This window comes from Pseudomonas sp. LBUM1641 (assembly GCF_059716235.1).
The window spans coordinates 2,828,353-2,842,161 of sequence record NZ_CP166815.1 but is presented as its reverse complement, the minus strand read 5'-3'; the positions used below and the strand labels follow the sequence as shown (position 1 = coordinate 2,842,161).

Here is a 13,809-nt window from a genome sequence, read left to right as displayed (position 1 = left end):
CGTGCTAGCCTGCCTTCGCACGCCCCACGACAAGGAGTTGCCGATGGCCGAGCCAAGCAAGAAGATGAGTCTGATGGGCCTGACCACCCTCGTGGCGATCAACATGATGGGCTCGGGCATCATCATGCTGCCCGCCAGCATGGCGCAGTTGGGCGCGATCTCGCTGCTGTCGTGGCTGATCACCGCCGTGGGCTCGATGGCGATCGCGTACTGCTTTGCCCAGTGCGGCCTCTTCTGCACCCGCACCGGCGGCATGTCGGCCTACACCGAAGAGGCCCACGGCAAGTCGGGGTTCTTCCTCTGTTCGTTCCTGTATTTCCTGTCGCTGATCATCGCCAATGTGGCGATTGCGATTTCGGCGGTGGGCTATCTGTCGTCCTTCATCCCGTGGCTGGGCAGCGGGCCGATCCCGTTGTTTATCGGCACCCTCGCGCTGATCTGGCTGACCACCGTGGCCAACTTCGGAGGCCCGCGCCTGACTGGCCGGATCGGCGTGGTCACCGTGTGGGGCGTGATCATTCCCGTGGCGGGCTTGAGCGTGTTCGGCTGGTTCTATTTCAAGGCCGAGGTGTTCAGCGACGCCTGGAACCCCAACCAGTTGCAACTATGGGACGCGATTGGCGCGAGTATCCCGCTGACCCTCTGGGCGTTCCTCGGCATGGAGTCCGCTGCCCAGGGCTATGACGCGGTGGAAGATCCCAAGCGCACCGTGCCGCTGGCCTGCCTGCTCGGCACCCTCGGCGCGGCGCTGGTGTATGTGCTGTCGACCACGGTGATTCAGGGCATCGTGCCCAATGCTGAACTGGCTGAGTCTTCAGCGCCGTTTGCCCTGGTGTATGCGCAGATTTTCACGCCGGTGGTGGGCGACATCATCATGGCGCTGGCGGTGGTGGCGTGCATTGGTTCGCTGTTGGGCTGGCAGTTCACCCTGGCGCAAACGGCCAAGATGTCGGCGGACCAGCGTCTGTTTCCGCGGTTCTTCAGCCGGGTGAGCCGCGCCCAGGCACCCGTGTGGGGGCTGATTGCCTGCGCGGCGTTGCAGAGCTTGATTGCCTTGTCGACCATCTCGCCCACGGCCAGCGCCCAGTTCGGCAAGCTGGTGAACCTGGCGGTGGTGACTAATTTGATTCCTTACGTCACTGCGCTGACCGGGCTGCTGGTGATGATGCACAAGGCACGGGTGGCGGCGGTGGTGTATGCACGCAATACCACGGTGTTGCTGATTGCCGTGGGGTATTCGCTGTATGCGATTTATGCGTGTGGTGAAGAGGCGGTGTTTGGTGCGACGCTGGTGTTGGCGTTTGGGTATCTGCTGTATGGGTTTTTGGCGCGGCGGTTTATCACGGCCGGTGGTGGGTGAATATCCGTTATTTAGGTGATGGCTTAGATTGGTTCCGCTCTTACAGCGGCTCACTTTTGAACAGCGCAAAAGTAAGCAAAACGCTCTTGCCCCACCACTCGGCACCTCGCTTGGGCTCGGTGTGCCCGCACTCCGGCAGCACGAAGCGGGCCGCCGCGACGGGGCGTCCCTGCCCCGTCGCGGCTAAACCGGCGTCCTGCCGGTTTACCCGCTCCGTACTGCCTACGTTCGGCCAGCGTGGTTTAACGGGGCGCCTAAGATCAAGATCAACAGCAGATCAAGAGCACAGCGGCCTACAGGCCGGCTTGAGTGTGGTGAAGCAACAGCAACAGCAAAACCAGAAGCGGGCACGGTCCAAATGTGGGAGCGGGCTTGCTCGCGAAGGTCGTTAACGATGACGCTGGCATTCTGAATGAACGCGGCGCTCTCAGGTTTTTCGCGAGCAAGCCCGCTCCCACAGAAAAGCAGATCTGTTTTCGCTCTGGTCTTTGCTTTTGCTTTTAACACTCAAGCCGGCCGGGAGGCCGCTGTGCTCTTGCTTTTGATCTTGATCTGACTGCCCCAATCAGCCCGAGGCCGAACGCAGGCAGTGCGGAGCGGGTAAACCGGCAGGACGCCGGTTTAGCCGCGCCGGGCCATGGATGGCCCGTCGCGGCGGCCCGCGGAGCAATGCCGGAGTGAGGGAACGCCGAGCCACAGCGAGGCGCCGACAGGCGGGGCAGAGCCCTTTGCTTACTTTGGGGCTTTTCCAAAGTGAGCCGCTGTAAGAGCGGAACCATAGGCAGCCGTTACCGCAGCAACGGATATGTACCCCATCAATCAAACCACTCCCCCCGCTCAAGAAACGTATTCCGAATCATCTCCACCACCCACCCCACTTCCTGCGGATGCCGCACCTCAGCACTCACCCCCATCCAAACCTGCCGCTGCATCCCCTCCAAAAACACCCCATCCAACCCCGTCAACCCACGATCAAAACAACTCATATACCGCGGCAACAACCCAATACACGCACTGCAGCGAATCATCTCCAGCATCAACGGATACGCCTGCACCCGCACCACCCCCGCCAACCGCTGCTCCACCAGACTGTTCCACGGCCGCAACGCCTCCACCTGCCGGTCCGGCTGCCACTGCACCAACATATAATCCGCCAGGTCTTCAATACTGTCGGGCCGCACCGCCAACCGCGAATACCGCTTGGCAATATGCGGCGAATAATCCAGCCGCGCCAACACCTCAGGCGCACCAATGGCAAAGCTCGGCCCAGCCCCCGGCGACTCCATCCCCGACAACCACACCACCACATCCGCATCCAGCGCCTGTAACCCCAACTCGCTGTCGATGGAAATAATCTCCAACCGCACACTCGCATTGCGCCGCAGCAACGCAATCAAGTCGCGCCCCAAAATGTCATGCAGGATCGACTCCGCAACCGCCAGCCGAATCAACGGTTGCTCCAGCACCGGCACCCGTCGTTCATGGGCCAGGGCAATCAGTTGGGCCTGCAACTGCTGCCCATCACGACTCAGGGCCAGGACATTACCCTGATAGCTGAACAACGAACGCCGCAGTTGCTCTTCCAACTGCGCCAGGCGCTTGCGCAATTGCGTGGCCTTGATATTCAGGCTGCGGGCCGCCTGCATGAAACACCCACAGCGGGCGCTGATCAGGAAATACTGCGCCACCTCGGGTTCGATAGTGGCAGCCAGGGCCAGCCAGGCCTCGCGGGACTCAGTCAGCCCGCGATAGGGCGTGGTGCCGTGGGGTACAGCCGGGTCAAGAAATACCATGGGAGACTCCCTGTCTTGTGGGTACTGTGCATCCAATGCGGTGAGACGTTTTTTACTCGAGCACCTTGTTCAGCTCGGCACCGTCGATGCTCAAGGTGGCGGTATTCAGCATGCCTTCCAGGTAGGCCTTGGCGATTTGCTCCTGGCGTTGCGCACGCAGCGCTTCGGTCAGGCGGCCCCGCAGTTCATCCAGTGTGGCGGTGCGCGCCGGTTGTTGCCCGGTGAGCTTGAGCACGTGAAAACCCGCCGCACTTTGCACCGGCTCCGACACCGCGCCCGTCTTGAGCCGCGCCACCACGCCGCGCATTTCAGGCACCAGTTGCTGCAATGGCTGCATCCCGGAATCGCCACCGCGCCGAGCGCTGTCGGGGTCCTGGGAATATTGGCTGGCCAGGGCAGCAAACTCACCCGGAGCAGCCTGCGCCTTGCGGCTCAACTCCTGGGCTTGGCGCCGCACCGTGTCGACGGTTTGCGGGTCGGTCACGGCCAGGAAAATCTGGCTGACCTGGTACAACGGCGGCATCACCCATTGCGCCTTGCCGCTGTCATAGGCTTGCTGCAATTCGGCGGCACTGGGGTAATCGGCCGGCACTTGGCTGACCGATAACATGTAGTCGCGAAACACGATCTGCTCGGTGGCGGCGCGGGTTTGCTGTTCCACTTCCGGGCGCTGGCGCCAGCCCTGGGCATCGGCCTGTTCAACCACGGCCTTTTGCGCCAGGCGTGAACGCAGCCAGGTTTCCAGCGCGCCCCGGTTGCCACGCAGTTGCTCGCGGGTTTCCACCGGCAAGGCGGCCAGCACCGACTTGAGTTCAAGCAGGTCGATCTGCTGGTTGCCCAGGCGCGCCACCGCCGGCCCGTCCTTCGCGGCCACCGGCGCTGGCTGCTGGGCTGCGACCGGGTCACTGCCCGGTCGCAGGCTCAACCCCACCGCGACCGCCAGCACCACCAGGACGCCGGCGCCGACCACCAGGGTTGGTTTCTTCACAGGGCTGGCGCCTCTTCACGGGCATCAACGGCAGGCGCGGCATCGGCCTGGGCCTGAAGCTGGGCGGCCTGCTGGCTGTATTCACGCAGGTAGACGATGAATTCCTGCAGCAGGCGATCCCACAATTCCAGCTGGTTGCGCAGGTACGGGGCGCCCACGCCGGCGGCCACCACGTCCATTTCCATCAGCAGGAACTCACCCTGCAACGACAAGCGGGCAAAACGCCGGGAAGCATTCCACACCTGGGCCAAACCCTCGGGCAACTCGCCCTGCACCCGCAGCGCGCAGCTGTAGGTGAAGTCCACATAACTGCCCTGCTCTGCCGCCGGGTTGCCGAAACGCACCGCAAAGCCGATGCCCTGGCTGGCGCTGAGCAATTGCACGATGCCGTTCTGCTCGGTCTGGTTGACCCGGTAGCCGGCTTCCTGCAGCAGCTCGGTCAGGGATTGCGGGGTCACGCTGGTGATCAGTTGTACGTCGCTCATAGTGGTCTCTTCCTTGTTGATCAATGATTAGTGACGGTCTGTGGAGCATCGAACCGATTAAGGTATAGACCATCACCAAAACCCTGGGCGAGTTCCTCGAACTTGACCCGGGTGCTGCTGGCGAACGGTTGGCGGATGCTCATCACGTCGGCCACGTCGATTTTTTCGTAGGCCGTCAGCAATTGCTGGGCCACGCCGTACATCTGTTGATTCTTGACTGAACATTGCTGCACTTGTGTGTCACGTTCCGTGAGTTGCGCCTGCAAACGCGCCCGCTCGGTTTCTTTGCCCCGGGCGATCACCAGCAAGTCTTCATAGGCTTTCTTGAACTTGCCCACCTGCTCGTTGCTGGCGGCCACCTGGGCCTGGGCCTGGCTGTGCAGGTTCTGTTGCTGGCCAACCAATTGCTCAGCCACGCCCCGGGTCTTTTCCAGCTCGGCGGTCAGTTGCTTGACCTGCGCCTGAGCCTGCTTGGCCTGGGTTTCGGCGGCGATACGCGCGGCACTGGCCTGGGCCTGCTCGCTTTGCAGCGCCTGCAACTGCTGGGTGGTGCTGCGCAGTTGGGTGCGCAGGCGCTCCTCCATGCCTTCAGCCGAAGCGCCGGTGGTGACGAGCAGCAAAAGCAGGCCGCAAATTCGCGTGTTCATGAGCTTTCTCCGGCGCATCAGAAGCGCGTGTTGAGTTCCAGTTGCATGACATCCACTTCAAACGGCGCGCCATACACTTCGGAGGCACTGAGCCAACGGGCACTGGCGTAGATGTTCTTGTCGAGGCCGTAGTTGGCGCCGATGAAATAGCCCTTGGCGTTGGTACCGCCGAGGTGGAACGAGGAGTCGTTAAAGCCGTCCGGCAAGGCATCCGGCTGGATGTATTTGTAGCCAGCCAACACGTTCCAGTCGCCCTTGCGGCGCATCTCCAGCGCACTGCCGAGGGTGAACTGCACCAGCAACGCATTGCCGCCGCTTTCAAACTGGCCGTCGCTGTTGATGTTGTTGACGATCTGGCCTTCGCTGCGTTTGAGCATCTCGCCCTTGTCGTAGGCCAGGTTGTGGATGAAGTTGGTCTGGCTGCGCAGCTTGAGGTCTTCCGGCAGCTCGCTGTCCCACGCCAGGTTGAGGTCGAGCACGTTGAACTTGGAGGCCAGGCCGACGAATTGCGGTTGCGGAGTCAGGCCAGGCGTTGCCGGATTGGGGGCGATGTCTCGCAGCAGGAACAGGCTGTTGCCCTTCTGCATGAAGGCCAGGCGCGTGCCGTCGGTGTCGCACGCCGGCTGGCCGGCCCACGGCGAGCAAGGGCTGGAGCGTTCGCCCTGGATGTCACCGAAGTGGTAGTAGGCCATCGAGCCTTTCAGGCTGTTGCTGCGGTTGATCTTCCAGTCGGCGCCGATCTGCCCGCCGAACATCCATTTGTTTTCACTCTCGTCCTTGTCGAAACCGTTGGTGGTGGCGGTGTCGGGGCTGTACTCCACCGGGAACGCGCCGAGGGTGCCGAACAGGCCCCAGTCGCTGTTGAGTTTGTGGTTGAAGATCGCCGCCACGCCGTCGAAATTGAGGTCGCCGGAATACATCATGTCGGTGGAGTAGAACGGGTTGGCAAAGCGCCCGGCGGTCAGGGTCATGTAGTCGGTGGTTTTCCAGGTGAGGTAACCCTGGTCGAGCCAGATGTCTTTCTTGCCAAAGCCGCCGCCCAGGGTTTGGGTGGTGGACACCGGGTTGTTGTCGTTGCCGGTGCCGAGGCGAATCCCGGCGGTCCATTCGGGCGAGATCACGGCCTTCATGCCCAGGCGGGCGCGCAGGCGGAACAGGTTCTCGCGGTCTTCGCGGGTGTTGAGCAACGGCGGCAGTTGGGTGTTGGTGTTCTTGTTGACGTCGTAGGGCCCGTTCTGATTGAGCTTGGCGTAATCAACGATTTCGTTGCTGTTGTTGCCCGAGAAATAGCGCGACTCATCCCGCAGGCGGATGTCGCCGTCGAAGCTGATACGCGAGACCCAGTCCGGAAAGGTATTGGGCTGGGCCCAGTTTTCCTGCTTGGCGGTGGCCATGACCTCGGCCTTGACCTGGTCACGAATCTGGTCGCGCACCGCTGCCGGCACGTACTGCACCCGCACATCGCCGGGGGCCGCCGCAGGGCCTGCCGCTACCGCCGTGGCGGTGCTGGCCTGGCGTGCCTGCTGAGCTTCTTTTTCAGCCTGGGCGATCAACCCTTCGGCCTGTTCCTGCTTGAGCACACCTTGCTGCACCAGCAGGCGGATCAGGTTGATCGTGGCGTTTTCCGAAGGCGCGGCCGTGGCTGCCGTCGCCTGGCCGACCAGGGTCGCGATGACCATGCTGACCGCCAGGGTCAATCGATTCACGTGGGAAATCATCTGCACACAACTCCTGTAGAAAACTGCAAAAAAGGGTTCGATCAATCCGGGCGCCGGCCCTTGAGGGACAGGCGTACCGGCAGGGTCAATGACGCGGGTGTGCGTTCCTTCAGGCGCGGTGTGGCGCGCAATGCGGTCAGCACCTGAGCGTCGGTCTCGGGGTCGCCGCTGGACTTGGCCAGCTCCACCCGGGTCACCTCGCCGTCTGCGCTCAGCCACAGGTCGGCCTGCACCGTGTAGGCCTTCTTGCGCAGCTCCGGGTCTTCCCGCAGCAGGCGCTGGAACACCCCGGCCAGGTACTGCTTGAACGTCCCGGTACCCAGGCCGCCACCGCCAGAACCGGCCATGCCGCCGCCCTTGCCGGCACCGATGTTGAAACCGTCATTGCCGGACTGCGCATCGCCGTCGATCTGCATCGGGTTGGCCAGGTCGTCCACCGGTGAAGGCGGCGCTTCCTCCTCGGGCTTGACTTCGTCGGGGGTTGGGGTGGGCTCCGGCTCGGGGACTTTCTCCTGCACCTCGGGCTCCGGTTCCTTGGGTTTTTCCGGCGGCGGTGGTGGCGGTGGCGGCAACGGAATAATCGTCGGCACCTTGGGCGCTTCACGGCGCACGCCACTCATGTCATTGGCCCACTGCCAGAGAAACCAGGCAGCCACGGCCCCCAGCAGCAGGCCAACGCCCCACTTCAGCGGGCGCAACGGCGGCTTGTTCTTGAGCGGCGTCGGCGTGATCGGCATCTGTGCGGTCATGGCTCAGCCCTGGCTCGGTTTGCCGGTGACCAGCCCGACCTGGGACAGCTCCAGGCGACGCAGCAAGTCGAGCACTTCGATGACCTTCTGGTACTGCACCATGGCGTCGCCGCGCACGATCACCGGGAAGTCCGGGTTCAGCGCTTTCTCGATGCGCAGACGTTCCTCAAGCTCAGGCAAGGTCACCGGGTAAGCGTCGAGAAACACCTGGCCGCCATCGTTCACCGAGATGGCCTTGGTCTTGGCCTCGGACAACGACACCGAAGCGCTGGCCTTGGGCAGGTGGATCTGGATCCCCGAGACCTGGGCGGTGGCGGTGAGGATAAACATCACCAACACCACCATCAGCACGTCCACCAGGGGCGTGATGTTGATGCTGTCGACGGGGGCGTCATCGTCATCGTCGTGGGAGGCATTCACGGAAGCCATGCTGATTCTCCTCAGGCCGGGACGTGGGCGTGGTGGTCGCGACGGTGCGCCGCTTCGCTGTGCTGGCTCTCGCCGTGCATCTCCGCCAGGCGGGTGATGAACTCGTCGACGAACACGCGCATGTCGGCGCTGACTTCCTTGTTGCGGGTAATCAGGCGGTTGTAGCCAAACAGCGCCGGGATCGCGACAAACAGGCCCATGGCCGTGGCCAGCAAGGCCGCCGCCATGCCCGGGGCGATGGCGTTGATGTTCACGTCACCGGCCATTGCCGTGCCGAGGAACACCACCATGATCCCCAGCACCGTGCCGAGCAGGCCGATATACGGGCCACCGGCGATGGCGTTGGACAGGGTCGACAGCTTGGCGCCGAGTTGCTGGTTTTCCCGGGTGCGCACGCCGTCCATGGAGCAGCGGATGGCTTCGATGGTGGCTGCCGAGACCGACGAGGTGTCGGCGCCCTGGGCGCGGCGGGTACGGATTTCCTTGATAGCCACCCGGTACAGGCGCCACAGCGAGGAATGGGTCAGGCGCTCAGCCAGCAACGCGTCGTCGTAGTACATCTCCAGGCGCGTACCGATCTGCGCGAATTGCTCGCGGAAGATATCGTTGGCGGCACTGACGCGGCTGACCTGGCGGTTCTTGCGAATCATGATGAACCACGACTGGAACATCATCCCCACCAGCACCAGGATGATCACCCAGGCGTCCACCGGCACCGCCTTGAGCAGGAAACCCAGGCTGCCGAAACCGAAGCCCGATTGTTCTTCATCCACGCCATACGCCACGAGTTTCGACTCGGCGCCCTGGGCCGAGGCATCGGCCAGTAACAGGGCTGCCGGGCGCGCCACCTTGGACAGGCGCAGCTCGTCCATGGCGCCGGTAAACGGCAGGTGACCGCTGGCGGCTTCCGGCAAATCGGCACCGATCGCCAGTTGCGAATTGAACGCCGGCATTGCCACTGCAAGGGTCGCGGTCTCGCGGCCATTGACGTACAGCGAGACCTTGTCGCCCTCGGCGGTGAATGCCAGGTGCTGCCATTGGCCCGGGTTCAGCGGCTGGGTCGAGACGGCGCGCTGGCCGTCGATTTCAATAAACGGCATGCCCTGGTTCAAGCCCAGCAACAGGCTATGGATGCCCTCGCGACGGACCATGACCAGTTGCTCGCCGCTGGCCTGGTCCAGGCGCAGCCAGGCACTGAAGGTAAACGCACCGCCCGCTGCGTGTTGCAGCGACGGGCTGGCCGGCAGCAGCAACGGCTGGCCACTGAACTGCAGCGCGCGGCCGATCACCCCGTCGATGCTCGCACCGGTGGCGTTCACGGCGGTGTTGCCATAGGCCGTGGTGTCCCGGGGCGGCGTGCCGTTGGCGCCGTCGAAGTGATAGAGCGCGGTGTAATTCGGGTCGAAGGTCAGTTGGCCGTTGGCAGTGGCCGGAGCCTTCTGGTTGCCGTAGTACATCCACAGGTCCTGGCGCTGGCCGCCTTCGGCCTTGGGTACATCAACCCAGATCAGCGCCATGCCCATCAGCGGGTCGAAACTTTCGATCTGGTGGTTGAACACGGTCTTGTCGTCGGCGCTGACAAAGCGCAGGTCGGCGCCGTCGTCCTTGACCCCGTCAAAGGTGAAATTGCCGGTGTGCAGGCGCACCAGCAACGCGGTGCGGCCCAGGGCCTGGCTGATGGCCGCGCCTTGGGAGGTGGTGTCCACCGTGATCTGTTTACGGTAGTGCCAATCGTCCTGCCACCAGGCATGGGCGGTGGCCGGGAGTGCGAAGCCCAGGCAGATCAACAGGCTCAGAAATAGGCGTTGCATGTCAGGAGTCTCCGAAAAAAAGGGTCAGAAAGTCGCCTGCACACTGAAGTGCAGTCGCGAGTCCTGTTTCTGTGTGTTTGGGCCGTCGAGCAGCGGGTAGCCCCAATCCAGGCTGCCGGACAACCACTTGCTCAAACTGGCGCGGGTGCCCAGGCCGACACTGGCCAGGCTGTATTCGTCTTCCTGCTCGGGCAGCGGGTCATGCAGGCGCAGGCGCGCACCTTCGGCAAACGCGTAGAAGCGCCACTCCTGCACATAACTGCCGAGGAACTTGGCCAGCGAAGGCGTACGCAGCTCCTGGGACAGCAGGTAACCTTCGTCACCGGTGCGCTCGGCGGCGAGATAACCGCGTACCGACGTGGCGCCACCGGCGGAATATTGCTCGTTGGACACCAGCGGCCCCGAGGCCAACTGGAAACCGGCCTTGGACGCCGACTGCCAGTCGTTGCCGAAGGTGTAGGTGTAATTCAGGTCGCCCTTGAGCACCGCAAAACTCGGGCTGGCCTGGTCGCGCTTGTACTGGAACTCTTCGGCGTCGCTGCCGTAGCCGAAAAACGCGCGGGTGCCCACCACCAGGCTCAAGCCCAGCCCCAACTGCGATTGCTCGGTGTAGCGATAGCCGTTGTAGCCGAAGGTCAGCGGTGCGTACTTCAGCGGGATATCGTCCGTGCTCCCGCCAAACTTCATCTGTTCCTTGAAGTCCTTGAAGTCCACACCGGCCGAGAACGAGTTGGCCCAGTTGCCGCTGGCCGGCAGGCTGTAGATCGCCGCCACGCCGTAGGAATGGCCCCTGCCCAACACGTTGCTGCCGCCGATGGTGGCGATGTTGCTGTCGGACTGATAACCGGAGAATTGCAGGCTCCAGCGATCACTCAACGGCGCGGTGTAGGAGCCCGACCAGACCTTGGCGTTGTCGCTGTCTTGGGGCGCGGTGAAGTAGGTCAGGGAAATGCTGTGGCCCAGTTGCCAAAGGTTGTCGTAACCCAGGGTGGCAACGCTGCGCAGTTCCTTGGTGTCGGCGCTGTAGTCGTTATTCAGGCCGAGGCTGGCGTGCCAGGGGTTCTGGTCTTCCACCTGCAGGTCGACGTCCATGGTGCCCGGGCGCTGGCCTTCGCGTACCAACGGCGTGACCTGGCGCCCGACACCACGATTGAGGCCGGCGAGTTGGGTTTGCACGCTGGCGAAATCCGGGACTGCGCCCTCCTTCAGGCCCGGGACTTCCTCGCGGATTTCCACCGGTGAATAGTGCTTGGCGCCTACCACGCGGACGCGGCCGACCTTGGTTTCGCTGACTTGCAGGTAGACGATACCGTCATCGACCTTCTGCTCCGGCAGCTCGACGAACACCGACTGGTAGCCGCGTTCCTGATAGATCTTCTGCAAGGCATCCCGGGCGCCTTCGATATCGGCGAGGGTCTTTTGCGGGCCGAGAAACGGGTACACCGCCTCTTCGATGGCGCGGGCATCGAGCACGGTATTGCCGCGCACGAAATACTCGTTGACGTCCACCAGCCGCGCCGGAGTTTCGGGCTGTGCGCCCTGCTCTTCGGCCTGCACGGGTTGCGCCAGTGCGCCCAGCGTCAGCCAGCACAGCGCCAGCGTTGATTTGAACAGATGCTCCACACCGCCCCCTGGTTTACTCAAGATGAATGCCGTCGCCGTTTGCCCGGCGTTTGGCCTGTTCAATTGCTGGATATCGAGGTGTTGCCGTGCCGGGCGAGCCAGGTGTGCAGCAGGGCGAAGTTCAGGGAGAACTCCGGCATGTGCAGCAAGGCGCCACAGAACACTTCACCGATGATTTTCTGGATCAACTGCACCGCCTGCGGGTTATTCAGGAACGTGGCGATGTCGCGTTGCAGGAGGTTGATGCCCCAGACTTTCTGGTTCAGGTCGAGGCCGACGAACCAGCGGAACAGCAGGTTGTAGTTGAGTTGTTCGTGCAGTTGCTGTTCGTTGGGGACCGAGTACAGGAGTTGCAGCAGCAGGATCTGCAAGAGGGTCTGGGGGGCGATCTGGGTGCCGGGTTCGGCCTGAAGCAGGTCGCGGTGGTGGTCGAGGATTTCGTCGATCTGCGGGCGCAGCAGGACCAGTGAATGGCCTGCGGGAATGTAGCTGGAGACTTCCTTGAGCGCACCTTGCCAGTCGTCCTGGGAGACGATCCATACCCACGGTGCGCCATAGCGGTAGACCGAGACCGGCTTTTTGCGCGCGGCTTCGACGATCTTTGACAGGCGCTGGTCGAGCTCCTGCATGCCGACTTTCGAGTAACGTTCCATAGTTCCCATTCGCCCCACTCCTGGCATCCTGCTTGCGGCTCTGAAATCGCCTTTTTGGCGGTGTTGAGCGCGTTACATAGCCAAGACTGGGGGCACCGGGGGCTACCGAACTTTTGTCATAAAAGCTTCTTTTTTGGGCGGGGTTGGTGTGTGTATATCCATTATTTAGGTAACGGCTGATATTGGTTCCGCTCTTACAGCGGCTCACTTTTGAAAAGCGCAAAAGTAAGCAAAACGCTCTTGCCCCACCACTCGGCTCCTCGCCTAGGCTCGGAGTGCCCTCACTCCGGCTTTGGACCGTGGGCCGCCGCGATGGGCCATCCTTGGCCCAGCGCGGCTAACCCGGCGTCCTGCCGGGTTACCCACGCTCCAAAGCCTGCGTTCGGCCAGCGTGGTTTAACGGGGCGCCTAAGATCAAGATCAACAGCAGATCAAGGGCACAGCGGCCTACCGGCCGGCTTGAGTGTGGTGAAGCAACAGCAAAATCAAAGGCGGACACGCTCCTACAGAGAAGCAAGCCGGCCGGGAGGCTTGAGTGTCGTAGAGCAACAGCAAAAGCGAACGCGGTCCAAATGTGGGAGCGGGCTTGCTCGCGAAGGTCGTTAACGATGACGTGGGTATCCTGATTCAACGCGGCGCCCTCTGGTTTTTCGCGAGCAAGCCCGCTCCCACAGAAAAGCAGCTCTGCATTCGCTCTGGCTTTTGATCTGGCTTTTAACACTCAAGCCGGCCGGTAGGCCGCTGTGCTCTGCTTTTGATCTGCTGTTGATCTTGATCTGACTGCCCCATTCAGCCCGAGGCCGAACGCAGGTATTGCGGAGCGGGTAAACCGGCAGGACGCCGGTTTAGCCGCGCCGGGCCATGGATGGCCCGTCGCGGCGGCCCGATTCGTGATGCCGGAGTGAGGGAACACCGAGCCTAGGCGAGGTGCCGACAGGCGGGGCAGAGCGTTTTGGTTACTTTTGCGCTTTTCAAAAGTGACCCGCTGTAAGAGCGGAACCCTAGGTGGCCGTTACCTAAATAACGGATATACACCCGATCACAGCAGCGACAAAGGCAACGGCAACTCATAAGACTTCTTAACCGTCCTGACCACCAAAGTAGACGAATAAGTACGAATCGGAATATCCCGGTAAATGTCTAAAAACCGATAGATATAATCAGTGTACTCAGTGGCATCCCGAAACTTCGCCACCATCACAAAATCAAACTCCCCGGTCAGCAAATAACAATCCTGAATCTCCGGATGACTCGCCAGGATATGCTGCATCTTGCGGTCAATATCATTACTGTCCCTATCAAGCTTAATCAAAAAGAACGCCGTGACCTGAATCCCAAGCTTGCGCTCATCCAGCACGGCCACTTTCGCCTTTATGATCCCGACACTCTCCAGCCGCCTGATACGCCGGTAACAACTGGTCGACGACAGCCCCACACTGTCACTCAACAACTCCAGACTCTGGCAGCAATCCCTTTGCAACTTCCCCAGAATCTTCAAATCCATGGCGTCTGTCATTTTTTCCATATCTTCCTTGAAAAAACTGCAATGAATC

General features: G+C 62.1%; 12 protein-coding genes. 1 reads left to right on the top strand and 11 read right to left on the bottom strand.

The genetic code is table 11. The features are described from left to right. Positions 1-43: 43 nt before the first annotated feature. A complete protein-coding gene (gene potE, locus ACA046_RS12985) occupies positions 44-1,360 on the top strand; it encodes a putrescine-ornithine antiporter (protein WP_497676704.1) in 1,317 nt (438 codons plus the stop codon). Between the two features lie 815 nt (positions 1,361-2,175). Here the strand turns inward: potE and ACA046_RS12980 are convergent. The 11 genes from ACA046_RS12980 to ACA046_RS12930 all read right to left on the bottom strand — a co-directional run bounded on the left by ACA046_RS12980 (position 2,176) and on the right by ACA046_RS12930 (position 13,781). Further along, positions 2,176-3,153 (bottom strand): LysR family transcriptional regulator, encoded by a 978-nt coding sequence (locus ACA046_RS12980; protein WP_459028240.1) that lies wholly within the window; start codon positions 3,151-3,153, stop codon positions 2,176-2,178. 52 nt (positions 3,154-3,205) lie between these two features. Continuing rightward, entirely contained in the window at positions 3,206-4,141 is a 936-nt protein-coding gene (locus ACA046_RS12975; protein ID WP_497676703.1) for a peptidylprolyl isomerase, read from the bottom strand. Next, positions 4,138-4,626 carry a YbjN domain-containing protein gene (locus tag ACA046_RS12970; protein ID WP_459028236.1) on the bottom strand — a complete coding sequence of 163 codons (489 nt, stop codon included), beginning with the start codon at positions 4,624-4,626 and terminating at the stop codon, positions 4,138-4,140. Before ACA046_RS12970 ends, ACA046_RS12975 begins: the two co-directional genes overlap by 4 nt. Positions 4,627-4,646: 20 nt before the next feature. Continuing rightward, complete coding sequence (locus ACA046_RS12965) at positions 4,647-5,273, bottom strand: coiled-coil domain-containing 22 family protein (RefSeq protein WP_459028234.1); 627 nt, start codon at positions 5,271-5,273, stop codon at positions 4,647-4,649. A 17-nt stretch (positions 5,274-5,290) separates the two neighbouring features. Then, the gene (locus ACA046_RS12960) at positions 5,291-6,991 is read right to left on the bottom strand and encodes a putative porin (protein WP_497676702.1); all 1,701 of its coding nucleotides are present in this window, start codon (positions 6,989-6,991) and stop codon (positions 5,291-5,293) included. A 41-nt stretch (positions 6,992-7,032) separates the two neighbouring features. After that, complete coding sequence (locus ACA046_RS12955; protein ID WP_497676701.1) at positions 7,033-7,740, bottom strand: energy transducer TonB family protein; 708 nt, start codon at positions 7,738-7,740, stop codon at positions 7,033-7,035. A 3-nt stretch (positions 7,741-7,743) separates the two neighbouring features. After that, positions 7,744-8,169 carry an ExbD/TolR family protein gene (locus ACA046_RS12950; RefSeq protein WP_003211540.1) on the bottom strand — a complete coding sequence of 142 codons (426 nt, stop codon included), beginning with the start codon at positions 8,167-8,169 and terminating at the stop codon, positions 7,744-7,746. Between the two features lie 11 nt (positions 8,170-8,180). Continuing rightward, the gene (locus ACA046_RS12945; protein WP_497676700.1) at positions 8,181-9,980 is read right to left on the bottom strand and encodes a DUF2341 domain-containing protein; all 1,800 of its coding nucleotides are present in this window, start codon (positions 9,978-9,980) and stop codon (positions 8,181-8,183) included. 24 nt (positions 9,981-10,004) lie between these two features. Then, positions 10,005-11,549 (bottom strand): ShlB/FhaC/HecB family hemolysin secretion/activation protein, encoded by a 1,545-nt coding sequence (locus ACA046_RS12940; protein WP_497677074.1) that lies wholly within the window; start codon positions 11,547-11,549, stop codon positions 10,005-10,007. A 113-nt stretch (positions 11,550-11,662) separates the two neighbouring features. After that, a complete protein-coding gene (locus tag ACA046_RS12935) occupies positions 11,663-12,256 on the bottom strand; it encodes a transposase (RefSeq protein ID WP_076016353.1) in 594 nt (197 codons plus the stop codon). 1,039 nt (positions 12,257-13,295) lie between these two features. After that, positions 13,296-13,781 carry an Lrp/AsnC family transcriptional regulator gene (locus ACA046_RS12930; protein WP_497676699.1) on the bottom strand — a complete coding sequence of 162 codons (486 nt, stop codon included), beginning with the start codon at positions 13,779-13,781 and terminating at the stop codon, positions 13,296-13,298. Positions 13,782-13,809 lie beyond the last annotated feature (28 nt).

Bases quoted from the DNA above. Each gene is read 5' to 3' on its own strand.
- ACA046_RS12950 (WP_003211540.1), bottom strand. From the start codon at position 8,169: ATGGCTTCCGTGAATGCCTCCCACGACGATGACGATGACGCCCCCGTC.
- ACA046_RS12960 (WP_497676702.1), bottom strand. From the start codon at position 6,991: ATGATTTCCCACGTGAATCGATTGACCCTGGCGGTCAGCATGGTCATC.
- ACA046_RS12945 (WP_497676700.1), bottom strand. From the start codon at position 9,980: ATGCAACGCCTATTTCTGAGCCTGTTGATCTGCCTGGGCTTCGCACTC.
- ACA046_RS12970 (WP_459028236.1), bottom strand. From the start codon at position 4,626: ATGAGCGACGTACAACTGATCACCAGCGTGACCCCGCAATCCCTGACC.
- ACA046_RS12930 (WP_497676699.1), bottom strand. From the start codon at position 13,781: ATGGAAAAAATGACAGACGCCATGGATTTGAAGATTCTGGGGAAGTTG.
- ACA046_RS12980 (WP_459028240.1), bottom strand. From the start codon at position 3,153: ATGGTATTTCTTGACCCGGCTGTACCCCACGGCACCACGCCCTATCGC.
- potE (WP_497676704.1), top strand. From the start codon at position 44: ATGGCCGAGCCAAGCAAGAAGATGAGTCTGATGGGCCTGACCACCCTC.
- ACA046_RS12955 (WP_497676701.1), bottom strand. From the start codon at position 7,740: ATGACCGCACAGATGCCGATCACGCCGACGCCGCTCAAGAACAAGCCG.
- ACA046_RS12935 (WP_076016353.1), bottom strand. From the start codon at position 12,256: ATGGAACGTTACTCGAAAGTCGGCATGCAGGAGCTCGACCAGCGCCTG.
- ACA046_RS12965 (WP_459028234.1), bottom strand. From the start codon at position 5,273: ATGAACACGCGAATTTGCGGCCTGCTTTTGCTGCTCGTCACCACCGGC.